The sequence below is a fragment of the Koromonas soli genome, assembly GCF_059726265.1.
Genome location: NZ_AP040872.1, coordinates 2349513 through 2374870, shown reverse-complemented (window position 1 = coordinate 2374870; position 25358 = coordinate 2349513). Strand labels below are relative to the sequence as shown.

Annotated in this window: 21 protein-coding genes; 6 read left to right on the top strand and 15 right to left on the bottom strand. The window is 57.5% G+C overall.

The window, feature by feature from the left end; genetic code table 11:
- Positions 1-29: 29 nt before the first annotated feature.
- The 15 genes from AC6IY8_RS10290 to AC6IY8_RS10220 form a co-directional block, all read right to left on the bottom strand.
- Positions 30-1922 carry a pseudouridine synthase gene (locus AC6IY8_RS10290; protein ID WP_497774353.1) on the bottom strand — a complete coding sequence of 631 codons (1893 nt, stop codon included), beginning with the start codon at positions 1920-1922 and terminating at the stop codon, positions 30-32.
- 107 nt (positions 1923-2029) lie between these two features.
- Complete coding sequence (gene scpB, locus AC6IY8_RS10285; RefSeq protein ID WP_497774352.1) at positions 2030-3310, bottom strand: SMC-Scp complex subunit ScpB; 1281 nt, start codon at positions 3308-3310, stop codon at positions 2030-2032.
- Positions 3311-3342: 32 nt separating this feature from the next.
- Positions 3343-4206: a segregation and condensation protein A gene (locus AC6IY8_RS10280; protein WP_497774351.1), complete on the bottom strand. Its 864-nt coding sequence runs from the start codon at positions 4204-4206 to the stop codon at positions 3343-3345.
- Between the two features lie 3 nt (positions 4207-4209).
- The gene (trpS, locus tag AC6IY8_RS10275; RefSeq protein WP_497774350.1) at positions 4210-5307 is read right to left on the bottom strand and encodes a tryptophan--tRNA ligase; all 1098 of its coding nucleotides are present in this window, start codon (positions 5305-5307) and stop codon (positions 4210-4212) included.
- A gap of 195 nt (positions 5308-5502) precedes the next feature.
- On the bottom strand, positions 5503-6096 hold the full coding sequence (locus AC6IY8_RS10270; RefSeq protein ID WP_497774349.1) for a hypothetical protein: 594 nt from the start codon (positions 6094-6096) through the stop codon (positions 5503-5505).
- Positions 6093-8606, bottom strand: coding sequence for an AsmA family protein (locus AC6IY8_RS10265; RefSeq protein WP_497774348.1), 2514 nt, complete (start codon positions 8604-8606; stop codon positions 6093-6095). The genes AC6IY8_RS10270 and AC6IY8_RS10265 overlap by 4 nt, the downstream gene beginning before the upstream one ends.
- Before the next feature lie 2 nt (positions 8607-8608).
- Positions 8609-9412 carry a signal peptidase I gene (gene lepB, locus AC6IY8_RS10260; protein ID WP_497774347.1) on the bottom strand — a complete coding sequence of 268 codons (804 nt, stop codon included), beginning with the start codon at positions 9410-9412 and terminating at the stop codon, positions 8609-8611.
- A 27-nt stretch (positions 9413-9439) separates the two neighbouring features.
- A complete protein-coding gene (gene lepB / locus AC6IY8_RS10255; protein ID WP_497774346.1) occupies positions 9440-10348 on the bottom strand; it encodes a signal peptidase I in 909 nt (302 codons plus the stop codon).
- Between the two features lie 43 nt (positions 10349-10391).
- Entirely contained in the window at positions 10392-11123 is a 732-nt protein-coding gene (gene rnc / locus AC6IY8_RS10250) for a ribonuclease III (protein WP_497774345.1), read from the bottom strand.
- Between the two features lie 64 nt (positions 11124-11187).
- Positions 11188-12054 carry a tetratricopeptide repeat protein gene (locus AC6IY8_RS10245; protein WP_497774344.1) on the bottom strand — a complete coding sequence of 289 codons (867 nt, stop codon included), beginning with the start codon at positions 12052-12054 and terminating at the stop codon, positions 11188-11190.
- A 15-nt stretch (positions 12055-12069) separates the two neighbouring features.
- The gene (locus AC6IY8_RS10240) at positions 12070-13590 is read right to left on the bottom strand and encodes a heme biosynthesis protein HemY (protein ID WP_497774343.1); all 1521 of its coding nucleotides are present in this window, start codon (positions 13588-13590) and stop codon (positions 12070-12072) included.
- A 159-nt stretch (positions 13591-13749) separates the two neighbouring features.
- Positions 13750-14409 carry a zf-HC2 domain-containing protein gene (locus AC6IY8_RS10235; protein WP_497774342.1) on the bottom strand — a complete coding sequence of 220 codons (660 nt, stop codon included), beginning with the start codon at positions 14407-14409 and terminating at the stop codon, positions 13750-13752.
- Positions 14406-15131: an RNA polymerase sigma factor gene (locus AC6IY8_RS10230; RefSeq protein WP_497778623.1), complete on the bottom strand. Its 726-nt coding sequence runs from the start codon at positions 15129-15131 to the stop codon at positions 14406-14408. Before AC6IY8_RS10230 ends, AC6IY8_RS10235 begins: the two co-directional genes overlap by 4 nt.
- Positions 15132-15373: 242 nt before the next feature.
- Positions 15374-16021 (bottom strand): hypothetical protein, encoded by a 648-nt coding sequence (locus AC6IY8_RS10225; RefSeq protein ID WP_497774341.1) that lies wholly within the window; start codon positions 16019-16021, stop codon positions 15374-15376.
- A 62-nt stretch (positions 16022-16083) separates the two neighbouring features.
- Complete coding sequence (locus AC6IY8_RS10220) at positions 16084-16536, bottom strand: hypothetical protein (RefSeq protein ID WP_497774340.1); 453 nt, start codon at positions 16534-16536, stop codon at positions 16084-16086.
- A gap of 91 nt (positions 16537-16627) precedes the next feature.
- On the opposite strand from AC6IY8_RS10220, the gene AC6IY8_RS10215 reads away from it, so the two are divergent.
- The 6 genes from AC6IY8_RS10215 (at position 16628) to AC6IY8_RS10190 (ending at position 25355) form a co-directional block, all read left to right on the top strand.
- A complete protein-coding gene (locus tag AC6IY8_RS10215; protein ID WP_497774339.1) occupies positions 16628-16933 on the top strand; it encodes a hypothetical protein in 306 nt (101 codons plus the stop codon).
- A gap of 371 nt (positions 16934-17304) precedes the next feature.
- Entirely contained in the window at positions 17305-18678 is a 1374-nt protein-coding gene (locus tag AC6IY8_RS10210; protein ID WP_497774338.1) for an exopolysaccharide biosynthesis polyprenyl glycosylphosphotransferase, read from the top strand.
- A 135-nt stretch (positions 18679-18813) separates the two neighbouring features.
- A complete protein-coding gene (locus AC6IY8_RS10205; protein WP_497774337.1) occupies positions 18814-21231 on the top strand; it encodes a capsule assembly Wzi family protein in 2418 nt (805 codons plus the stop codon).
- A 39-nt stretch (positions 21232-21270) separates the two neighbouring features.
- On the top strand, positions 21271-21813 hold the full coding sequence (rfbC, locus tag AC6IY8_RS10200) for a dTDP-4-dehydrorhamnose 3,5-epimerase (protein ID WP_497774336.1): 543 nt from the start codon (positions 21271-21273) through the stop codon (positions 21811-21813).
- 9 nt (positions 21814-21822) lie between these two features.
- Positions 21823-22725, top strand: coding sequence for a dTDP-4-dehydrorhamnose reductase (gene rfbD / locus AC6IY8_RS10195; RefSeq protein ID WP_497774335.1), 903 nt, complete (start codon positions 21823-21825; stop codon positions 22723-22725).
- 317 nt (positions 22726-23042) lie between these two features.
- Positions 23043-25355: an SLBB domain-containing protein gene (locus tag AC6IY8_RS10190; RefSeq protein ID WP_497774334.1), complete on the top strand. Its 2313-nt coding sequence runs from the start codon at positions 23043-23045 to the stop codon at positions 25353-25355.
- The last annotated feature ends 3 nt before the right edge of the window (positions 25356-25358 follow it).

The window sequence follows — 25358 nt, the reverse complement described above, 5'->3', positions numbered from 1 at the left end:
ACGTGCCTCGTTAAATTGCAGTGCTAATTCTATTCCGGACGGCGCCGCGGCGGACCCGAGGGACCACGCCGATTACTCCCTCCACGAGACGGGCCCGACGGACGGCGCGAGCCTCCTGCGCTGGGACCGCGGTTTGAACGCTTGAAGTCTCCACCCGCGCGGTTGGATTCGCTGCCGCCAGTGCGTTTGAAATCGCTACCACCACGCTTGAATCCGCCAGCGGGACGCTTGAAATCATTGCCGCCACGAGGTTTAAACTCGCTTCCGCGTTCGAATTCGCCTTCGCCGCGTGCGGGGCCAGGCTTGCCTGGGCCGCGAGAGTATTTGCGGTCCCCGGCGAAACCCCCGGGTTTCTTCTCGAAACCACCGCCGCGCTCTTTCGAGTAAGGACGGTCACCATAAGGTTTGCGATCTTCGAACTCGTGAGTGTTGTCGCTGCCGAGGTCGCGATGCTTGCTGGGCTTGGCAAACTTAGGCTTGGTGAACCGGGTGAAGCCGAATTTGCTGGCGCTGCCTGGACCGCTGCGCCTTTGGCGCGATTCATCCGAACCCTTGCGCTCAAAACCGCCTTCCCGTTTTGCAAAACCGCCTTCGCGCTTCTGGTAACCACCCTCGCGCTTTGCAAAACCGCCTTCGCGCTTCTGGTAACCACCCTCGCGCTTTGCAAAACCGCCTTCGCGCTTCTGGTAACCGCCCTCGCGGGCTGCACCGAAGCTGCTGCCGGGTTTGCGGCCAAAGCCACCGGACTTACGGTCAAAATCTCCTTCCGGCTTACGACCGAATGGACGCTTGGGGCGATCTTCGAAATCGCCTGTTCGTTTGGGGCCGAAATCTCCGGTTTTTCGAGGATAGGGCTGCTTGGCTCCGAAACCGCCTTCGCGACGTTCTCCGCGATCGAACTCGGGGCCGCGCGGACGATTGAAATTGCTGCGCTCGCCTGAATCCGAAAACTCGCGGCGGGGCGGACGATCCGTACGAGGCCGGTCTGCGCGGAACGCGGCAGCCGAGGACGGCGCGGCGGCATCGGCACTGGGCTTGCCTCGACGACCCTTGACGAAGCGCGCGGCGTCAACGCGGGGCTTGCGCTCGGGGCGGTCGTCCTTGCGTTTTACTTTGAGCGGCTTGGGCTTGAACGGCGTTTCAAGCGACTTGCGAAGCTGGTTGACCTCTTTGGGACTGAGATGGCGGAACTCGCCGGGCTCCAGGTCGAGTGTGAGAGAGCCGTAACGCACGCGCTTGATTTTCTCAATGTGATAGCCGATCTGCTCGAACATGCGGCGGATCTGGCGGTTGCGGCCTTCCGTGAGCGTGACCTCGTACCACGGGTTTTCCTGATCAACGGCGAGCTGGATGACGGCGGGCTGAGTTCGGACGGCGAATGAGCGGCGTTCGACGCCCGGCTGCTTCTTGCCGCGAGCGCCTGTGAGTCCGGGCTCGGGCGGAAGCATGATGCCGTCGCGCAGCTTGTCAATTTCTTCTTCGGTGGGCTTGCCGCTGACCTTCACCATGTACGTCTTGGCGATGTGCGAGCCTGCTTTGGTCAGCTCCGCCATGAGATCGCCGTCATTGGTGAGCAGCAGGAGCCCTTCGCTCATGTAGTCGAGGCGGCCTACGGGAAATACGCGCTCCTCAACACCCTTGATCTGGTCCATAACGGTGGGGCGGCCTTCGGGATCGCTCACGGTGGTCATCACGCCCTTGGGCTTATACAGAGCGAGATAAACGTGGCGCTCGGGGCCGCGCAGCAGCTTGCCATCAACGCGAATCTCATCGAGGCGCGGGTCAGCCTTGGTGCCCGGTTCGGTGATGACATGTCCATTCACGGAGACGACTCCGGCGGCAATCAGTTCCTCGGCTTTGCGGCGCGAGGCGAGCCCTGCGGCGGCTAATATTTTCTGTAATCTTTCCGGTTTCGGTTCCATGAACCCACAGCCTTTCAATCAATCCCGTTCGCCATCAGGCGATCGTCAATAGTAACGCGTACAAGGAATCAGGGGCTCGGCGGCCCCTGAGAGGAATCCCGAAATAGCTATCTGCCGATGGGGTGCTCGGTTTCGGGTACATTGTCGGCCTCAGCTTCCGATGGCTGGCTATCGGACTGGGCTGGAGCTTCTTGCGGTGCCTCGTTGGAGGGTGACTCGGCCGGTGCTGCTTCGCGGGCGTTCTGCTCTGTTTGAGCGACTTCGGCTACGCTCTTCGGCTCGGCAGGTTTGGCATCGGGTTCGAACAACGACATGCTCTCTTTGGGTTCCGAAGGCGTGATCTCGATGCCATCGGCAGCCAGTTGCGAGAACTCTTCCATGCTGGGCAGTTCGCTGACATCGTTTAGACCAAAGCGCAGGAGAAAGTCCTTGCTGGTCTTGTACTGCATGGGACGTCCAATGACTTGCTTGCGTCCGGCGGTGGTGATGAGCTTGCGTTCGAGTAGCGTGCCGAGAACGCCAGCAGACTCGACACCGCGAATGTCGGAGATCTCAGGACCCGTGACAGGCTGCTTGTAGGCGATGACCGCGAGGGTTTCCAGCGCGGCGAGCGAGAGGCGGATCGGCGGCTTCAGGCTCTTGGCAAAGGCACGGACAACGTCGTGATGTTCGGGCTTGGTGGCCATGCGGAATCCACCGGCGACCTGGCGAATTTCCATGCCGCGATCTTCGCTCGCATATTCCGTGACGAGCTCGACGAGAATCTCGCGAAGGCGAGTGCGAACCGCTTTGTCCTCCGCGATTTCCTGCTCGGTCTTCTTGGGCTGACGCTTGCGGGATGTAGTGTCGGGTGCGGAAACGTTAGCAGATTCCGCAGGTACGGAATCGGTAACTGGCTCTGCTGTTTCTCCCGATTGTTCAAAAGAGTCGGATGCTGTGGATGAGGGCTCAGTCGCGGGCGTCTGATCGTCTTGCGGGATCGAGCTGTCGGATCTAGGATGCTCCGATGCTGGCTGATCTTGCTGAGCTTGCGTCTGAGTTGGCGGAACCTCTTCTTGAGCTTCTGATGGCTCTTCTACCGAAGCGGAAGGATTCTCTTCCTCCCCATTCGGATCCTGATCGCGAGGACCCTCAGGCATGAGTGGCCCGGGCTCGGGACACACGGTTTCTCCGTTGCCATTTGCGAGCTCGGGCATTTCCGTGCTTTCAGCTCCAGAGACGGCAGCCGCCTTCTCGGCGTTTGCTTCGGCTTCGGCTAGGGCAGCCTGCTCCTCGGCTGCGGCGATATCGGCCAGCACCACGGGTTTCAAGATCGCCGAGATCTGCTCGATCGTGATTGGTTCTTCGGCCGCATAGATCAGGGCCTCGACTTTTGCTTTCAAACTCATCTTGACTCGCCTGTTAGGAAAAGAACTTTTATCTACTGCCAGTCGTCTTTCACGGCGTTATTGCCTTCATCCACCAGGCGGTCGAATCCGGTGGACTTTTTGAGTACGACTTCGCCGAAGACATCATCCTGCCGGCAGACCACAGCCTGCAAGCGGATCATTTCGAGTATTGCCAGAAACGAACAGATTAGTGCCGGCCGCGAACGCAGGTGACGCAGCAACTGCTTGAGGCGAATAGGCCGATCCTCGACCATCAGCCGGCGGCGCACGTACTCGATCATCTGGCCGACGGTAACGGCCTCTTCGTTCACATTGAGACTGGGCCTGTTCTTGGCGCGCTCCAGTATCTTCTGGAACGTCTTGACCAGGTCGATAACGTCGGCTGCAAGCTCGGGTTCGGTGCCCTCGGCATCGCGGAAGTCCTTGAGCGCCGGGTTGGTGAGCACGGCTTCTTCGAGCTGTTGCTTCTGCAGGAGCATCTGCGCAGCCTGCTTGTAGCGCTCGTGTTCGAGAAGTCGATTGACCAGCTCGAGTCGGGGATCCTGCTCCTCAGGAGAAGCGTCAGGATCGCGCGGAAGCAGCATCTTGGACTTGATCTGAATGAGCAGCGAGGCCATGTAGATGAACTCGGCTGCCAAATCAATGTCCAGATTGCGGATGTGCTCGACATAGCCCAGGTATTGCGCGGTGATCTTCGCAATGGGAATGTCGTAGATGTCTATATCCTGCTTGCGAATAAGGTCGAGAAGCAGGTCGAGCGGCCCGTCGTAAACGCTGCCCACACTCACCGAAAAGGGGAAGATTTCGGCGGGAGCCGCGTTTTTGGCCACTTCCTTGCTTTTCGCCGAATCGGTTCCCTTGGCGGGAGTTGGTTGTGTTATGGGCTGGTCGCTCATCGGCTATACCCCAATCTTCTCCGGTGCTTCGTAGGTCAGCGACATACTCATGGATTCGCGCACCTGCTCGAGCGTGGCATTAGCCGCAACACGAGCGCGCGCCGAGCCTGCCTCAAGAATGTCCCATGCGAGCTTCGGATTCTGTTCATATTGGCGGCGGCGATCCTGAATCGGATTGAGGATCTGAACGATATTGTCCGCAGCCCAGCCTTTGCACTCGATGCAGCCGATGCCAGCCGTTGTGCAGCCCTCGTACACCTTCGCCAGTGTTTCCTGGCTGCTGAAGATCTTGTGCAGATCGCCAACCGGACACTTATCCGGCGAACCGGGGTCGGTGCGGCGAATTCGCGCCGGATCGGTGACCATGGTCTTGAGTTTCTTGCGCACTTCGGGCTCGGGGTCGCTGAGCAGGATGGAGTTGCCGTAAGACTTCGACATTTTACGTCCGTCGGTGCCAGGAAGCTTGGCCGCCGGAGTGAGCAGCGGTTGGGGCTCCGGGAATACGGCGATGCGCTTCTCTTCAGGCACAGAACGGTCGCCCGAGAACTTGAGATTCTGATCGAGCCAGTAGAACTGGTTGAAGCGACGCGCGATCTCACGCGTGATCTCGACGTGGGCCACCTGATCGGCGCCAACGGGAACGTGCGATGCCTGGTACATGAGGATGTCGGAAGTCATCAGCACGGGGTATCCAAGGAATCCGTAGGTGCTGAGGTCCTTATCCTTCAGGTTCTCCTTCTGCTCCTTGTAAGTGGGTACTCGCTCGAGCCAGCCTACTGGAGTCATCATCGAGAGCAGCAGGTGTAGTTCGGCGTGCTGCGGCACGTGTGACTGGATGAAGATGGTCGCCTTCTCGGGATCGAGCCCGGCGGCAAACCAGTCGAATGCCATCTCAAGGATGTTGTCCTTGACGCGCGAGGTGTCGGCGTAGTCGGTGGTGAGGGCGTGCCAGTCGGCGACAAAGAAGAAGCAATCGTAGTCGTTCTGGAGCCGGGTCCAGTTCTGCAGGGCTCCTACGTAGTGGCCGATATGCAGCTTTCCGGTCGGTCTCATGCCGCTGAGTACGCGGCGGTTCATCGGGTGCTTTGTTTCTGCCGACATCCTTCTCTCTCGGGGAACCCTTCGGATTGGGGAGAATCCTTGGGAAATGGGGCTGGCCAGCGCGGCCAAACCGGCGGGCGGCAGGCACAATCCGCCGCAAGGACGGAAGAGCTCTGCTACATGCCCGAAAGCTTGATACTAACACGGCGAGAGCGGGAGTTCTCGCCGGAATACAAGGCCTTTGCTTGCAGCGAGTTAGCGCTGAGTCACCGTCACCTGATCCGGACTGAGAATTGCGGTGTCGATTCGATTATGCAGCGGAAACGTGGAGTCAATGCCGACCACATTGCCATAGCGCGGGCGAAGGTAGTGGTTGACGAAGTACTCAAGCGCGAAGTGCGGAACCTCAACACCGTCGAACTCCACGGATTCTATGTGGAGACGGCCCACTCCCCTCATAGCGGAGGCCTGGGCGACCACCTGCACATGATGGCGTCCGGTAAACAATGCAAGCAGGGGATTGCTGCGGGTACGCCGCGCTGTGAGCCGATCGAAATCCACGTCTGCCTCGCCATGAATCACGGCTGGCTGGCTGTTGAGATGGACGTTGTACACGCCATCGGGCAGTTCGACGCCACCTTCGTTCAGGTAGGCATTCCATTCAAAGGCCGTGAGAATAACGGGCCGTGGGTCGGGACGCGGTCTGCTGCCGTTGGAGCCAATCCAGTGGAGCTTGCGCTCGGCGCTCAGGTATGGGCCGGAGTGGCGGCGCTGGGCATAGGCTACAGAGAGAGTAAGGCAGGATGCTACTGCTACGAGCAGCAGCATCCGGAACTGAAAATGCTTCATCTACGCCTTGCTTGTGTGGGCTGCGGTGCTGGAGAGGTGCTCAGCTGCGGCTTCAACAACGTTCCTGAGACCTTCCACACACCACCATTCTCTTGTGTAAACTCCATCGCCAGCGCTAAGTCGCGCGAAGCGGTTCCGGTAAGGCGATAAATCCCATTGGGAGTGCTCCACTCGCTGCTTGCGATGGTCCATCCGTCACGTCCGAGGGCAGCCTTGCCGTTCCCCGCGCGCACGCGGAAGGGCGTGTGACCGTCGGGCGAGATGCGCAGCGCGCCGCCCGTCCAGTTAAACTCGGTTTCAGCCGCAGCCGACTTCGCCAGCTCCGCCGAATTCCATCCCGACATCGACATTTTGTAGCGAACTCCGAGAGCGCCGCTGCCGAGCGAGGCCTTCACCACGGGGCCGAGCTTCTCGACCTGAATGCGGTTGGCAGTACCAACGCTTTCGTACCTGGGTTCGCTGCCGCTGAAATCGATCTTCCAGCTGGACTGGACATTGCCTCCGAGCAGATCGGCGTGAGCGTTGGTGAGTTCAAGCACGGCATTGGCGACCTTGAAGTTAGTTTCGAATGCCGTGCCTGTGGTGTTGCCGAGCGTGATGCGGTGCGCCACGAGATGTCCGGTCGAACGCAGGTTAGCCACTACGTTGTTTTCCTCGCCGGAGCCGAACAGTCGATACCAGGGGCGCTTCTTCAGGCGCGGGTTGAGCACTTCGTTCCAGCGCTCGGGATTCAGGTCGTCGGTGGTCAAGTCAAACCTTGATTCACAGGCAGAGTTTTCATCGCACACACGGGGGAAGCTGGCGCTGCCGCCGAGAGCGATTTTTCCGATGTTCGCCGACGTGTTGTGCAGGTTGAGGCGATTGCGATCAAGCTCGAGATTGGCTGAAGCAATCTCAACGGGAACGGAGAGTCCTGGAACTTCGGCGCGTGCATTCTTAATTTGTGCGGTGCCCGTTACTTCGGGTGCTACCGACGCGAGCCACGGCCCGCCGATGGTGATATCTACGTTGGCCGCGCCATTGAACCCGATCTTCGGAGTGCCGATTCCCGTAGCTCGGGCAAACTGTTGCAGGCGCTCCAGCGTGGCGTCGCCCTTGATGTGGAACGCGTACCGCTCTCCATCAATGGTGCCACTGGCGCTCGCTGCTGTGGCGGCACCCAAGGGAAGCTCAAAGCTCTCAACGACAAGGGCGCGCAGCGGTGGCTGCGCAGGCGCGGCGTGGCGGCCACGGCGCTTGGGCTGCTGGATGGATTCGGCGGTATTCACCATCCCGACGGCCTTATTTACGGCGAGATCCTTGCCGAGTACCGAGGAGTGAACGACAAGATCATTGACAACAACATTGCCAATCCACGTCGAGGGCTCTTCCGACACGCGTTTTGCATGGAACGACGCCGAGACGGAGCCTTTAGCCGTGAGATCCTCGGGCAGATCGCTCTTGGCGCGGCGCGCCAGGTTGACCAACGCATCAGCAGGAACGTTCTCCGCGGAAATCGCTACATCGTAGTGAGGTGAGCGAAGGCCTTGCATGCTGCCTTTTACCGAAAGCAGCCCGGCGTCGAACGGGAGACGGCAATCGGTGTTCTGTAGCTGGTTGGAACTGATGTTGAACTCGCCGGTACAAGTGGCATTCAGGTTCGCGGGGCTGCCGCTGGAAATGTCATAGCGCCGGAAGTCGCGCAGCTTTGCCGCCGTCGCGAATTGCAGCGCTGCCGGGGTGCCGTGGAATTCAACGCTCGACTCCAGCGCGCCGCGCCAGCCACGATCTTCGCCATAGATGAGCCGGGTAAGATTGCCGAGTTGGACGCGCTCCCATGTCATGTTGCCCTTCATGGGAGCGTCACGCAGAAAACTTGCACGCTGCACTGTGGCTTCGGCCTTCACGATGCCAGTGTCGGTGACAGGCATGTCCGTGCGCACAGGATGAGCCTCGAGGCGCATGCGCCACTGATTTTCAGCAGGGCTGAAGAGAGTGAAATCGGCGTCGGTGAAGGAGAAGACACTCTTCTCGATGCCGGATTTAAAGTTGATCCGGCCATTGGTGGCTTCGATGTAGGGGAAACGGGTACGGCCTTGCGAGGGGGCTGCTGTCGGAGCGGCTTGCGTGCGGGTCGCCTTCCAGAGAAGCGACTCGAGGTTCCAGCTCGCATCCTGACGCTCGACAAGGTTGAGGCTCGGATACTTCAGGTTGAGACGAGCGATTTCGAGCCGCCCGCGCCAGAGCGAGCTTAGGCGCAGATGCGCCGTGACTTCCTCCGCGTGCAGGATGGGTTCGGCACTGTAGGCCGGATCATCACCTACCACGACGTTCTCCATGTAAAAGCCGGGCTGAGGGAAGAGCCGCAACTCGATCGCATCCGCTGTAACCGGGCGCCCAAGGGCATTGCTCATGGACGCGGTAACGCGGCCCTTATAACGATTGACGTTTATAAATGGCGGCAGAATGATCGCGGCCACAGCCGCGACCACTGCGATCAGGATTCCAAGACGTAAATTTTTGCGAGTCACGATTAGCGTACCAAGTGCAGCATACGCGACCAGCGGGTTTCATTGAAGAAGTGAGTGAGGATATGGAAGAAGAAGCCGACCCGGCTTCCCACATCCGTTTTCGTGTACTGGTCGTCGGGCGTCTGGAAAGACCAATAGATGAACATCGGACGGCCAACGACGTTCTCCCGTGGGATGAAGCCCCAGTAACGACTGTCATAGCTGACATCGCGGTTATCGCCCATGCCGAAATAGGAGTTCGGCGGGACCACGATATCTTCGCCCTGAATGTGGTCAGGTAAAGTGAGCTGCCACTCCGGCGCAAGTTGGTCATCGCGAGTGGGACCCACCGCAGGGAAGTTTTCGCGATACGGCGTGCGCAGAGAAGGATCGGTGTGAACCACGTATGGCTCGTTCTGCGGTTGACCGTTGAGGAACACTTGGCTGCCGCGCAGGTGGATGTGATCTCCCGGAACGCCAATGACGCGCTTCACGACGAACAATCCCGGCTCAGAGGGAGAGACAAAAACGACGATGTCGCCGCGATGCGGATCGCGGTAGGGGATGAGCTTGTCAAAGAAGCTGGACTTAGGCGCCAGGCGCACGCGATCGACGAATACGTGATCGCCAATCAGCAGCGTTTTCACCATGGACGAGGTTGGGATTTCGAAAGCCTGCATGCAGAAGGTGATGATGAACAGGCCAATGACGAGCACCGAAGCGATGGAAGCCACGAACTCGGGCGTCGTTTCCTTCGGAGGCGCAGGCGTCTGCTTCTCGTCTGCTGTTTTCGCCAACTCTTTTTCTTTCGCTAGTTCTTTCGCCAACTTAGTCCAATCCTGATCTGGCCGGCGTCAGGGCGCGAGGCGCAGAATGCGATGCCAGCGCAAATCATCGAACACATGGAAGATGCGCGCACGCAGAGTAAAAATTTTATCATCCGCCGGGATCGATGCAGTGGAATCCTCATCGTCCCCGGGTTCGACCATGCTGAAGTAGATCACCATCGGGCGTCCGATGATGTTTTCACGCGGCACAAATCCCCAGTAGCGGCTATCGAGACTCTGGTCGCGATTGTCGCCGAGTACGAAGTACTGCCCACGCGGAACGATCAGCTCTCCGTCTTCCACGAGTGAGCGCAAGCGCGTGGCCCAGCCTACCGTAACGTTTTCATTCACCCAGTTTCCGCGTGGGAAATTGTCGCGGAACTCATCGGGAAAATGTTCCTTGAACACGACGTAGGGCTCTTCCAGCGGACGTCCATTGACGTAAACGCGGCTATGCCATAGACGTATGCGGTCGCCCGGCATTCCGATCACGCGTTTCACAAAGTGCTGGGCAGGATCCACCGGATAGCGGAACACAACAATGTCTCCGCGGTGAATGGGCTTGTAGGGAATTACCGACTTCCAAATGCCCCCGGGGCCGAAGCGGGTCTTATCCACCAGAAGATAGTCGCCCACTAACAGCGTGTTCTCCATTGATCCCGAGGGGATACGGAAGGCCTGCACAATGAACGTGATGATGAACAGAGAGATGGTGAGGGCCAGAAGTGCAAACTGCAAATGATGCAGCAGGTCCCACTCTACCCGAGCATGCCGTGGGCCCGGAGTGGTGGAGATCAGCGGTGATTGTCCCTCGGCATCTTGAGCTGTCACAGGCGCGTCGGGGTCGAATCCTATGATGGAGGCATCGCCAGGGGCAAGCGGAGGCTCAGCGCCGGAAGTAACTGGATTGGTATTGCTCAGCTCTGACTCGCTCATTCTGACGACCGGTTGTTGACCCTCATTCGACTGCTGCCCCACCTTATGCTTCCCCGAGCTGGTGAAGGCGTTCCAGTGCCTTTTGTGCCGCCATCTGGCTGGCAGCTTTCTTGCTGTTGGCTGTACCTTCGGTGACGAATTCGGTTTCGTTGCCCGAATTGAGCACGATAACTTTCATGGTAAAACTTTTGCGATGATCTGGCCCATTTTCCGCGATCATTTCGTAGCGCGGCTCTGGGCGCCCGCTGGCCCGCAGGAGCTCCTGCAAGCGGGATTTATGATCGGCAACAAGGATTTCATCCTTCGCTTTTGAAAGACGCTCCAACTCGGGTTCAAGGATGCGTGAGAGTACAAAGGATCGGGCAACATAAATTCCGCCATCGAGATAGAGCGCGGCCAGCACGGCTTCCACGGCGTCGGCCAGAATGGCTGTCTTGCGGCGTCCGCCATTCTTCTCCTCTCCTCTTCCCAATCTCAGATATTTACCAAGCTCCAGAGCGACGGCGCAATGCACGAGATGATTCGAGTTCACCAGATGAGCTCGCAACTTTGACAGCTCCCCTTCGTGATACGAGGGGAAGCGCTGGAAAAGTTCCTGACTGGCGATGAATTGCAGCACGGCATCGCCCAGAAACTCGAGTTGCTCGTTGTCTCGTGCCGAGGAGGTGCTCTCGCGCGCAAAAGAGCTGTGAGTCACGGCCTGTTCCAGCAGTTCACGGTTGGCGAACTGGTGGCCCAGAGTCTGCTCGAGCGTATCGACCGCAAGATGCTTCATAGGGAACGGCAGTGAATGAGATGGAAATCCCGCACCCTTATTCAGGGTGCGGGATCGAGTTGAGTTACTTCTTGGCTGGTTTGACGGTGCTTAGCTTATCCAGACGCGCCTTTTCCTGCTCGGCCAGTTGGCGAATCTGCGTTCCGGGACCGGACGATGCGATCGCTTTGTCCACCGCTACCGTTGCGGCATTATAGTCGCCGCTCTTGTCGTGAGCCACCGAGAGGCGCAGCCACACAACGCTGTCTGTACGTTCCTTTTCTTCGCCAATGGCGGCGTTGTATTCCTTGATCGCGGTTGGATAATCACCCTTTTTGAATGCGACGGTGGCGAGCACTTCGTGTGCCGTGCCACGCAGCTGAGATAGCGCTCCGGCAAACTGCTCAGGAGTCATGTTGGCTGGCTGTGGAACCTGATCAGCATGCTCCAGGGCCGTCAAAGCATCGGTCTGCGCTTCGGCGAGTCGGTCATCGCGGTCGAGATCAGTTTCATGAGTGCGCTCGGCAAGCATCTGGGCGGCGGTAAGCAAGGCAACCGGATTGTTGGGGTCGTACTTCAGCGTGGCTCGCGCCATTTCCAGCGTCTTATCGTAGTTGTTGGCCTGCTGATACATTCCCATTGCCTGCTGGAACAGAAATGGGCGCAACTCGCTCTCGGGAAATTTCTGAGCGAAGTCGATCGCAGCCAGTTCAATCTTGGCTGGATCGGTCTGCGCAGCGGCAGCTTTGTACGCATCGTATTCGGCCTGGCTCTTGGGAGCCGGTGCCTTCTGTGCCGTGGTGGGCGCGGCCTGTTTCGTGGGCGCGGCAGCGTTGGGCGCGGTTGAAGGAGTCGGCGCGTTAGGCAAATTGCCTTGTTGCGGAAGCGCCAGGGCGGCGGTGGCACACAACAGGAGCGCAGCCGTGCTCACAAAAATGTTTGCTTTTTTCAAGGTCTTTCTCCGTTTCTAATCCGTGGGACGCTTTACAGGCGCCTGATAGGCCTGCTGCAATCCTTTTTCGGCAGCCGCCTTCAATTCGGGTGTTCCTGCTTCGGCTGCGTTCAATGCTGCGCGATAGTGTTCGACCGCTTCCTGTCGATGTTCCTGCATGTCTAGGATGCGTCCGAGGTAGATGTGCGACCAGCCCTTGATCTTTGTATCGTTTGACGCAGATGCTGCGCGCTCGAAATATCCCTGAGCCGCCGCCAGCTTGCCTTGCGACACGGACACACGAGCTAGTACAAACAGTGCGCGGCCCTGATTTTCTTGATTGCGAAGAGCCTGCTGCGCATAATTCTGGGCGCCGTCAAGATTGCCGCTGGCCAGTGCGCGCTCGGCCAGATCGACGAGCAATGCGCGGCGCTGGCTCTTGCGAACCAGTTCCGGCGTGCTGGTCTTCAGATAGGGAACACTGGCGGCAAACTTTTCCTGTTCTTCAAGCTTGATATCGTGCAACCAGTCGGCATAGGACTGATCGAAACCCACTTCGTCGGTCTCAAAGGTGCCCAGCTTTTCGAAGAAGTACTGCGTTAGCACAAATCCCTGTCGCGTGGAGTTCCAGGCCAACTGCTCTTTCGCTTTTATGTCACCTTTCGGGCCGCCGAGGAGGCGTGCTTCGATGGCCTTGATCAGCGATTCCGTGAGCAGCAATCCCATGTCAAAACGATAGCTTTCATCGAGCGGAGCACCCTTTACATAATTAAGCAGTGGCGAGATGCGCTCGAGAGTGGTGCCACGGGTCAGAACCTTTGCGTCGAGGATGTAGTGCAGATAGGTATGGCGAATCTCGTCGATGCGGATTGAGCCCGTGTCCGTAGGCGAGATCACCACGTAGTAGTCGTCGGAGTAATTGCGTGAGTTGACGTCGCCGGGCGCGGCGAGTGGCTCTATATAAACAACGAACTCATGCTTGATATAGCCGCTAAGATTGCGCTTGAGGTAAAGATCGGTGGAGACCAGAGTGTCGCTTACCGGCTTGCGCAGGCGTTGCGTAAGCGCGTCGTATTCGGGACGATGATGCTGCCAGATCGCATTCAGCTCAATGGCCTGGCTGAAACGCTGCAATAGCGGTAGGAATCCGAGAACAAAGATCGCGTCAGGAGGCAGGCTGCTTTCGGGTGTACGCAGTTCGAGCTTGGGATCGTCCTGCAGATTGAGGCCGAGCGAAACATAGTTGGAGATCGTGCGTGCGGCGGTTTCCTGCTGGTGATCTTCGTAGAAGGCGCACATGTTGCGGAGCGCCGTTTGCGCTTCCTGCGACTGCGCGGCTTTTAGAACTTCGGCGCGAACTTGTTTGCGGATGGGAAGCGACTGCGAGAGATCGGAGTCGTAACCGCAGACATTGACGGCTGCTAACACCGAAAACAGCGCCTGGCTGGTGTCCACGCTCATGCGGGGCGTTTGCTGGGCCGGGGCCGGAAGAGCGAGCATCGCGCAAAACGCGAGCACGATAAAAAGGCGGGTCTTCAGAGGAGCCTCCTGCTTCATCTTCTAATAAGTCTCTTCAGTGCAGTCAGTTTAGAAGCTGCGGGCCGGGGAATCAAATGGTTGTGTGGCACTGAGCTGTGAAGTTCTCGATAGTTCTTCGCTCTGCAATAAGGCGAACCCTTTTGGGGTTCGCCTTTGAAGTCCGCAGCCGATGGATCGTTACCCGCCAACATTGATGTTTGAGAATGAGATCACCAGATGCCCACTCGTTGGAAGACCGAAGCTGGTGGCTGGGCGGAACTGCGTAAAGATCAGCGCATTCTTCATCTCGGGACTCAGTTCGGTTCCGGGAGCGTTCAGCACGCGGTAGTCCTGCACGCGTCCATGCGGGTCGATCACAACCTCCACGAGTACCGCGTCGCCATTGCTCATCCCGCTTTCAAGGCCAAAGGGGGCCAGAGTCATCTCCGGAGGCGTGTAAAGCATGGTAGGCACGTCATTGGCGCTGGAGAGATGTGCCGGAACAAGTACGCCGATCAGCAAACCAAATATAAGGACGGCGGACACCAATCCTGCGGCGGCCGGAAACATGAATGCATTGAGTGCGTTTTCCCAGCGAATCCTTAGGCTTTCCAAGCGGCTGATGCGCTTGGCTGCCAACTGCTGCGAAATAGCTACCTTGAGCTGCAGCGCCAGCTCGGGCGGTGCTACGCGAGGCTCCATGGTTTTCATCAACCACTTCGTCCGGCGCAGAGCTGCGAATTCTTCGGTGCAATTCTCGCAAGTACTTATGTGCTCATCCAGTGCATGAGCCTGGTTGTTCTCCAGCATCGAGTCCAGCATCGGAGAAAACAAACGCTTTGCTTCGGTGCACTTCATGGTGTGACCTCAATCTCCCGATTCCCCTGTGCGAGCTTTCGGTTGCGGCCTTTTCCTTCAGCTTGCGAGGAGGTTCCTGCTTCCGGGCCCAATTCGTGGGCATAGCGTTCGAGCCGTTTCCGCAGCGCTTCGCGTCCGCGAACCAGTCTCGACTTAACCGTACCCAGCGAAGTCTCAGTCATCTCTGCGATTTCTTCATACGACAAGTCTTCAATGTCCCGCAGAACTACAGCAGTGCGATAGTGCTCCGGCAGTTCCTGCAACACCTGTTCCACCCGGGCGCGCACCTGACCGCGTGCGACGGTATCAAAAGGCGATTCGCCGGAGTCCATTAGGCTGTCGCGCAGGCTTTCCGACTGGCCCTGGGAATCATCCCTGGTGGGCTCTATCGAAAGCTCCTGCACTTTATGGCGGAAAAACCAGCGGCGACGGTTGCTTGCCTCGTGGATCGCAATGCGATACATCCACGTTTTCAAGCTGCTCTCGCCGTTGAACTTTGCCATGCCGCGAAAGACTTTGATGAAAACTTCCTGAGTGGTATCAGGTGCGTCGGAGGGATCGTCGAGAATTCGGTAAACGAGATTGTAGATGGTCTGGTGGTATTGAGTGATAAGCCGCGTGTAGGCGTCTTCATTCCCCGCCTTTAGCTCGGCGACGATTGAAGCCTCATCGGGGCGCATTTCCCATGCGCTGGCCAGCTCGCCCACGGTCGTAACTCCCACGGCACTCAACGTACGACCTCCATACTAATCCCGTCAGCTCCCGCTAAACAACCCAGACCAGAGCTGCAAGTTTCTGAAATTTCGAAACGTTGCCGCACTGGCACCCACTTCAAGGAAGCAATCACAACCGGGACTGGCTTCATCGGCCCCGGACGGTTTTGCCTCGCACCTAAATAGACCCCGAAAGAAGCACAAATGTTCCCGATTTCCGCTAAGCAGGGAGCGGTGCGACGTGAATTGCACTACTTTGAGGGCATTTGAGAGGTGCTTTGCGTGCTCTTGGTGGCCTTCTTCTTGGGCTTGGGCTGTTCGTCATCCACGACAACCTTGGAGGGAGCCTTCGCCGCTCCCTTGGAGGCGACCTGCGCGCGTAGGCGCGCCAGTTCAGCGTCGTTTGCCCCGGCGAGGTTATCTACGCGTTCCGCTACCCGGCGACGTAGTTGATCGATCTGGGATACGTCGGTGGCAAGAAGATCGTAATGATCCTTTGGGCCAAAGGCGCCGGTTGACTCCGCCAAAGTCGAGAAGGTGTCATAGAGCGCATTCATGTTGCGGTAAAGGCGGAAGTTAGCGTTCAAAGACGAGGGTGCCGCCTGGATGCGCTGAACCAGATCGGGAATGGCGTACTGTAGGTTGCGGCGAATCGAGGTGGCACTCGCCTGAGCCTGTTGTTTTGAATTCGCCTCTGTCTTCCACTTATCGATCCGCAGGCGAGCAATGTCGTCATCCGATTTTCGTGCAGCGGCTTGAATCCTGCCGAGAAGGTCGTTCAAAGCCTGCACGTCTGCGGGAGCGGTCTGAGACGCCATAGCGGGTGCGACTGAGGATGTGGCGGGCGCCTGGGCCCAGAGAGTGGAGGAAGCGAGCAGTAGGCAAGCAAAAATTTTCATAGCTGTTCCAGGAAACGGAATTCCTGAATTCTAGGATGCGGCACACGTAACGAAAGCTGCAACTATGGGATTTTCTGCTGCAAACCTGGTTGTTGTTTTTGCTCCCCTGGCTGGCGAGCGCCCGGCGTCATCCAGTTGTGGAACATTAGCCAGACCACAAAAGCGAACATCAGCAGAGCGACCACGGCTCCAGCCAATTTCAATGATGCGTTTGCTGGCTGCACTACGGTTGCGGGGTTCGGAGGTTGATAGTCCACCGCCGGATCGTGAGTCGCCGGGCCGCGGATCGGAGTTACCTTTTCGTGGCGGGAAGGCGTCTTGGGAGGTGTTGCCATAGGGTCGGCTTTCGGGCGCTCGGGTGAGCGTAGGAACTCGTTCGTCAGGGGTTTGGCATCATCACCTAAAAGCTGGTGATCCCCATACTGCCTATCGCCACCTTCTACGTATTCATTCGAATTGTCCGGCTGCTGCCCGGACGTCCACTCGCGTTTATGCTCCCGCCCATTGTTCGCCATTTGCATTGAGATGCATGGCAGGAGTCGATGGGAACTGGTTTACGCATCTCATCGGAGGAAGAGACTCCCATGAGAAAGAAGCAGGTGTGCAATGACTGACAGGGCAGATAGGCGCGACGATGATTTCGAGGCAAGACTCGATGAACTTGGATCCGATCCCGCAGAGGTTGGACCCGATAGCGGCGGCCGCTCAGGAGACGCACAGGATTTATCCGAGATCACGGATTCGGCTCCGGAGAGCGTAGAGGAGTTGGCAGCGGACGATCAGAGTTTCGAAGCCGGGGTTATAGATGGAGTAGAAGAGGCTGCCGATCATCCAGAGCGCCCAGTCCACACACATGAAGATCCAAGGCCCAAACTTGAAAGTGAGCTGCCGCCCGACCCCGACTGGTCGTAGTTCAGGGTAGCGAACCCGCTGAGTGCCTACCGCATCTCTTTTGCTGAATTCAGAGAAGGGCGTGCGCGACATGGCTTGGGTCGAAGGACCGAACATTTCTTTTTTACCACCCGTACCTCGCAAGTCACTGACGATAGACAGTTCTGCTGACAACTCGGCCGCAGGAAAGCGCATTCCAATCGTGCATAGAGTGGCTACGTACATTTGGCGTTCCCTATTCGAAATTTCGGCAATCAAATCTGCTGAAAATTTCAGTCTGGCCGCTCTGCGCTGGTCGTAGTTGACATCAAAAGGTTTGTAGAACAACTCGGCGGTCTCGCGACCTAAGCGATATCCGTCGGGTGAGTTCTGCGCGCAAGGTGGGGTGAAAAATGATTCGGCGATTGAGTTTGTACGAATTCTTTTTTCGTATGTGTTGTTTTCTCCTTCCTTTTTTGGCCTTCCTCATAAGCGGAGCCGGATTGCGAGCTCTGCGATTAATAGCTCCTTTGAGCCATGATTATGTGTATTTATTCGTGACGCTCACGCTGGTATGGATCGTGTGCTCGGTCCACTACAGAGTCACCAATATTGAGTCGCTGTTCCTTGATAGCAATGGCGTGCGCAACTGCATGAAGGCGCTCGCATGGACCTACATGCTCGGGTTTAGTGCGCTGTTCTTCTATCGCGGTGCTTCTTACTCTCGCCTTCTCTTTGGAGCAAGTGCGGTAATTCTGCTTGGCGGAGTGCTGCTGCTGCGAATTGTTTTTCGGCGGATTATCGACAAGGCAGGCAGGGACAAGGGGCGCATCCGCATCATCATCATCGGCTCGGATCGCTTCGCGCAGAAGACTTCCGACAGTTTGCGCGACAGTTCGCTCGCACCATGCGAAACCGTTGCCTTTGTGCGCATCCCCGGACAGAGCATCGAAGTTGACCCTGGCGTTCCCGTATTTGAGTTAGACCAACTGATGCGGCAGAATCTGAAGCACTTTGCGAATGACATGGTGCTTGCTGCTTCAGCCGAAATGCTTCCCATCCTCTCCAACCTGATTGAACAATTGCGCGAGCTTGCAATCCCCATACGTTTCTGCATTGATCTCGGGTCCGATGTTAAAGTGCGCGAGAGGTTCTTCAGGATCGGCGACACGCATATGCTCGACGTGCATATCGCGCCGTCAGAGACGATCAACTACGTTGTGTTGAAGCGATGCTTTGACATCGTGTTCTCCGTCGTCACATTGATCATCACGGCCCTCCCAATGTTGCTGATTGCCGTGGCGGTGAAGCTATCCTCACCGGGACCGGTGTTCTTCACTCAGGAGCGCGTGGGTATCAACGGGCAGGTCTTCAAAATGCTGAAGTTCCGTACTATGAAGGTCGCTCCACCATCTCTGACTGATGTTTGCTGGGCTGACACCTCGCGTGCGACGCGCATCGGAGATTTCCTGCGTAAGTTCAGCCTCGATGAACTGCCGCAGTTCTTCAATGTTCTGATGGGCGACATGAGCGTGGTGGGCCCTCGTCCGGAACGTCCGCACTTTGTTGAGAAGTTCAACGACGAGATCGATGCCTACAACGCACGTCATCACCTGAAGTCTGGTATCACGGGGTGGGCACAGGTGAATGGACTTCGCGGTAATACGGACATCAGCAAAAGGATCGAACTGGACCTCTACTACATTCAGAACTGGAGCATGGTGTTCGATATCCGGATTATCCTGATGACGGTGATCTCGGGCATCTTTGCGCAAAACGCCTACTAGATTCAGGTTTCAACTCAAATTGCTGATATAAAGCGGTGGTGAGAGTTGCGCATTGTGTGAGTTGCTCCTGATGCGATACGTCCAAGACTCAGCGGACAGAGTTGTTTGTGTTCAGACTACTTGCCGGGGGGCGAAGTGCGGAAATGGTTAGCCGTCGCACTGATTGCAGGTCTGGCGATCAATGCTGAAGCGCAGTTACAGGCTCCCGCCCAGGGAGACACAAATCCACCGGTTCGGACGGATGATGAAAACGCGCGCGGTGTTCGCGTCAAGTATTTTCCTCGTAACCTTTACCAGGATCAAAAAGCACTGTTCACCTCGCCGTTGCGCATGAACGAGCGGCAGTGGAAGCTGCTGGTTCCGATGACTGTGTTTGCCGTCGGAATGGTGGCGTCGGACACAGCGTTCGAGCAGCACGTAACGACAACTTCTTCCACAGTTTCGCAATTCACCTCGCTTTCCAATTACGGAGTTGCAGCCCTGGCTGGCGTGACTGGCGGCATGTACGTCTGGGGCAAGTTCGCGAAGAACGAGCGCATGCGCGAGACTGGCTTTTTGGGGGGAGAAGCGGCGGTTGATGCGTTTCTAGACACTACGGTTATCAAGTACATCGCCGGGCGTGATCGTCCGTTCACGGGAAATGGACGAGGCAATTTTTTCAATGGAGGTAGTTCATTCCCCTCCCAGCACGCTGCTGTCAGCTGGGCAATCGCCAGTGTGATTGCTCATGAGTACCCTGGGCCATTGACGCAAATCCTCAGCTACGGTCTTGCCGGTACAGTCAGCGCAGCCCGCATCGAGGGGCACAACCATTTCCTGAGCGATGCGGTTATTGGCAGCGCAATCGGATGGTATTTGGGCCGCCAGGTTTATCGTGCTCGCTCGAGTGATGCAGACATTGATCCGCGACACTGGGGCAAGTTTGTGAAGTATCCCGGCGAGGAAGAGGAACGCGCCACCAGTCAGATGGGCTCCAGCTATGTACCGCTCGATAGCTGGATCTATGCAGCGTTCGATCGTCTTATAGCCATGGGATACGTGAATGCGGGATCGGCGGCACTGCGTCCTTGGACGCGCCTCGAATGCGCAAGGCGGTTGCGCGAAGCCAAAGACCGCGATTCCGATGAAGACCCCGAGGCTGCGCAGTTGATTCACTCTCTCGAATCTGAACTTAGCCATGAGGGGGATTTGATCGGTGGCGAGAAGAACATGTCCGCTGGAGTGGAGAGCGTCTATACGCGATTCACCGGCATATCGGGCACTCCGATGCGCGACGCATATCACTTCGGACAGACACTCACGAGCGATTACGGACGTCCTTATGGCGAGGGTTCAAACGCGATCGCAGGGATAAGCGTGCGTGCGGAAACCGGTCCGCTGGCGTTCTATGTGCGCGGCGAGTATCAACACGCGTCTTCGATTTCGGCCTACAATCCTGCGGCGCAACAGGCAATCGCAGTGACCGATGGACTGCCGCTCGGTTATGGGACCTCGGGGATCGGCAGCGCAAATCGGTTTCGACCCATTGAGGCGTATGCAGCCTTGAACATGGCGGACTGGCAGTTGAGCTTTGGGCAGCAGAGCCTGTGGTGGGGACCCGGCAGGAGCACGGGGCTGATATTGTCCAATAACGCCGAAGCTATGCCCATGGTGCGACTGACTAGAGTGAGCGGACTCAAGCTTCCGTTGCTGGGTTCAATGCGCACGGACGCCTTCATCTCGCGTGTGGGAGGAGCGCATTTCGTGCGGTTAGGGCCTACGTTCATCCTGACTGGAGATCCTTCCCGCTCACTCGCAAAGCAGCCATACCTGTGGGGAGCCAACGTATCGTTCGCGCCGACCGATAACCTCGAGTTCGGCCTGGGACTGACGTCCATGATTGCCGGCCTCGGGCGTCCTCTGAATCTGAAAACCTGGGTCCATTCGTTGTCGGGCAAGGGAAACAATCAGGCCGTCGATCCTGGAGACCGCAGGACGGAATTCAACTTCAGCTATCGCCTTCCGGGTCTGCGCAACTGGCTCACGCTTTATGCGGAAGGAATCGCTGAGGACGAACCGCTACCGCTGCTGTACCCGCGTCGTTCGGCCATGAATCCGGGAATCTATCTTTCAAGGGTCCCAGGGATACCCAAACTCGATCTTCGGGTCGAGGGTGTTTACACGAATCTCCCAGGGTTGATCCATCCCGGCTTCTTTTATTTCAACGCCCATTACGCCGATGGATACCGCAATTACGGACAGCTCATAGGAAGCTGGATTGGGCGTCAGGGTAGCGGAGGAGAGGCGAGTAGTACATACTGGTTCTCGGCGCGCAACACGGCTTCGGTAAGCTATCGTCGCATGATTGTCGATAAGACCTTTCTCGAAGGCGGGAACACCCACGACCTCTCCGGGACATTGACATGGATGGTCAAACCGGGGATTGAACTATCCGCAAACGCTCAATACGAACAATGGAGGTTCCCGCTCATTGCGACAGGTACGCAATCAAACGTCGCAGCGTCGGTTCAGATTCGCGTTTACCCGAAGGCGCATGACGGAGGCAAGCCCTAGAGCGGCGGATAGAATCCTTTCAGGAACAATAGAGGAACAGTGAAAGTTAGGAAAACAAAGATTCCGGAGGTCCTTGTGCTCGAACCCGATGTGTTCGGCGACGACCGCGGATTCTTTCTCGAGAGCTATAACCAGAAGGTGTTCGAAGAGGCCGGAATAGGCCGCAACTTCGTTCAGGACAATCACTCGCGCTCCTCGCGCAACGTGCTGCGCGGATTGCATTACCAGCTTCAACAGACACAAGGGAAACTGCTTCGCGTGGTATCCGGCTCGATCTGGGATGTGGCATTGGATATTCGCCGCAATTCGCCGACCTTTGGACAGTGGGTTGCCGAGGAACTGTCGGCGGAGAACAAACACATGTTTTGGGTGCCTGAAGGCTTCGCGCATGGCTTTGTGGTGACTTCCGATTCGGCGGATGTTCTGTACAAGGCCACGAACTTCTACATGCCTTCCAGCGAGCGCTCCATTCTGTGGAATGATCCACAACTGAACATCCAGTGGCCCCTGACAGGCGAGCCGTTGCTCTCAAGCAAAGATCGCAACGGTGTCCCGCTTAGCAAGGCCGAAGTATTCGAATAGGACTGAAACTTGCGAATTTTGATTACAGGAGCTACAGGGCAGCTCGGAACGGATCTAATTCCATTAGTGAAGCAGCTCGGGGAAGTGGTCCCAGTCGGGCGCAAGGAATGCGATTTGTCCTCGCCCGATGCGATCCGGAAAGTGGTGGCCGAGGTACGGCCGTCGGTGATCGTTAACCCCGCGGCTTACACGGCCGTAAATGATGCCGAGACGCATCGCGACCTTTGCTATGCCATCAACGCATCGGCACCGGGAATTCTTGCCGAGGAAGCACGAAAGCTTGGAGCGGTGTTCATCCACTACTCCACCGACTATGTTTTTGACGGCACCAAGAATGGACCGTATGTCGAGACCGATGCGCCGTCACCGCTCAACGTGTACGGAGCAAGCAAACTTGCAGGCGAGCTTGCCGTTGCTGCCACCGGGGGGCGGTGGATCGTGTTGCGCACCAGTTGGGTCTATGGCGCGAATGGAAACAATTTTCTGCTGACCATACGACGGCTTGCGCGCGAACGCGAAGAACTCAAGATCGTTGATGACCAGGTGGGCGGGCCTACCAGTTCCATACAACTCGCGAGAGCGACGGCGCGCATCTTGCGGCAATGCGAGTCGCTGCCGGAGAGCGCATTCCCCTCCGGCGTGTATCACGCCACCGGTGCAGGAAGCGTGTCATGGTGCGGCTTCGCACGCGCCATTGTGGCGGCGCTCCGTGATGCCAAGAACTTCAAGCTGAAAAACATTGCGGGCATCCCTTCCGTCGAATATCCCACGCCAGCGCTCAGGCCTCTGAATTCGGTGCTCAGCAACGAGCAGTTTGAAGCCATATTCGGATTTCGACTGGAAAGCTGGGAGAACGGGTTGGCGGAAGTAATCAGCGAAATACGTTCTCGTGAATCGAACCCCGTAAAGTGAGAAGGCGAAGTAGAATGGCTGCCTGAGTTGTTGGATGGTAATGCGAAAGCAGAGTTGTTTCCGTTTCGTAGAGAAAGCGCTGGTGCGGTGACGCGCGTTATGTAGCGGCAGTTCCGTTGCAGAAATCAGTTACGTATGGGGAGACAATGCTCGGAAATCGTAATGGGTGCGGAATCGAATTATCGACCAAAATCTTAAACGTATCCAGGCGCCCGACCTATTTGCTGGTTCTGATAATCGCGGCTTCGGCGGTCTTCTGTCAGGCTCAACAACTAGACCCCACTCAGGCAGCGCGTCCTTCCCAGGCGGACTGTGCGATGGCGGCCAGCGCGGGACGCGCCGTGCCCGGATGTGGCAATGCTGTAGATGAAATCCCGGGAAGCAGTGCGACTGGTTCCACCTCACGGCAGCAACAGCAGGGAAGTCAAGAGATCGCGCCGCTTATCGCGCCACAATTGACAAGCGCACGCCCCGAAACTCCGGAGACTCCTACCACCGCACCGGTAAATCCCACCGAACGCAGGAGGGTTGAAACTCCTTTGCGTCCTCATACAGAGTTTGAGCAGATCGTGGCTGACACGGTTGGGCGTACTCTTCCTCGCTTCGGACAGACCCTTTTTGCGCAGCCTCCCAGTACTTTTGCTCCCACAGACCGCACTCAGGTTCCCGGCGATTATGTCGTGGGGCCCGACGACGAATTGCAGATCCGAATCTGGGGACAACTCAGCGCGGACCTGCGCGTCGTAGTTGACCGCTCCGGACAGATCTACATACCGCGCGTGGGCCCCATCGGGGTTTCCGGCGTTCGTTACAGCGATCTAGACAAACATTTGAAAGCCGAGATCAGCAGGTATTTTCACGGATTCGATCTCTCCGTGAGCATCGGCCGTATCCGTTCCATCCAGGTGTACGTCGTGGGGCAGGCTCGCTATCCGGGCACCTACACCATCAGTTCGCTAGGAACGCTGGTGAATGCCATCTTCGCTTCCGGAGGACCATCGGAACAGGGCTCGCTGCGTGATGTTCAGGTGCAACGCGACGGAAAGACACTGACCCACTTTGATTTTTACGAACTGCTCGTTAAGGGCGACAAGTCGAGGGATGTACGCCTTCAATCGGGCGATGTGCTGTATTTCCCGCCGGTAGGCCCCCTGGTGGCCGTCGCCGGATCGGTGAACACGCCGGCCATCTACGAGATCAAGTCTGACTCGACCGTGGCGGATGCCATCGAGATTGCCGGAGGCATGAGCACGGTGGCCGACTCAAACAGAATCACCGTAGAACGCATCGGCGATCGCTCCGCCCGTTCCGTGCTGGAGTTCCCGCTTGATGATCAATCACGCGTATTGAAGCTCAACGACGGAGACATCATTCGTGTGCTGTCGATCGTTCCTCGCTTCAGCCACACAGTCACGTTGCGTGGCAACGTCGCCAATCCGGGGCGCTACCCCTGGAAGCCCGGAATGCACGTGCGGGATCTAATTCCCGACGCTCAGACCTTGCTTACTCGTCCGTACTGGATGGGGAGGGCGGCCATGACCACCGGGCGCAGCACGGAGTATCCGGTTCGAGTGCCGCGCCCGTCAGCGACCACCAGCGGCACGACTCCAGCTCCCGAGGCGCAGGCCCGTGACACGCAGGTGCAGTTCGGGGTCAAGAACTCCACAAGTGAGACGCTGACCGGGGATTTGCATCGCGCTTCTCCGGAAATCAACTGGAATTACGCAATCATTCAGCGCGTGAATCCGGTTGACTTATCCGTGAAGCTGCTTTCATTTGACCTGGCCAAGGCGGTCCTCGAAGGCGACCCAGCGAACAATCTCGAACTGCAATCTGACGACATCCTTACGGTGTTTTCGCAGACCGACGTTTCGGTGCCGCAGAGCGTGCGAGCGCGTTACATCCGCATTGAGGGCGAAGTGGTGCGAGGTGGTGTGTACAAGGTTGAGCCGGGTGAGTTGATCAGCGATGTGCTGCGGCGCGCCGGAGGTCTGACGCCCAACGCCTACATCTACGGCACGCAATTTACCCGCGAGTCGGCTCGCATTGAACAGCAGAAAAGCATCGACGAACTGGCACAGACCCTGGAAGGAGAAATCCTGCAGGCTCAGATCGCGGCCGGAGCTGCTGCGCCGCAGGCTCCGCAGCAAAATCTTGTAGCCCAGGTACGCGCGGCCAAGGCTATCGGACGGGTGGTACTTTCGCTCAAGCCGACGGCAAACTCGATTGACTCCTACCCTGCAATTGCAGTGGAGGACAACGATCGTATCGTGATTCCGCATCTCCCATCTACGGTGTCTGTGGTTGGGATGGTCTATAACTCAGGATCGTTTGTCTTTGACCAACACCGGAAGGTCGGTGACTACTTGAGGATGGCAGGGAAGGGCAAGCCCCACGCGGACATGCGTCATGCATTCGTTCTCCGGGCTGATGGGACGGTCGTGGCTCGAAAAGCAGTCAACGGCGTGTTCAATGGAGACAAATTCGAAAAATTAAGAATGTATCCGGGAGATCAGATCGTGGTCCCGACCAAGATCCCCACGGGAGCTTTCGTGCGTGGACTCCGTGACTGGAGCCAGATCTCTTCGCAATTGGCGATAACAGGTGCTGAGCTGGCGGTCATTCACTAGGAG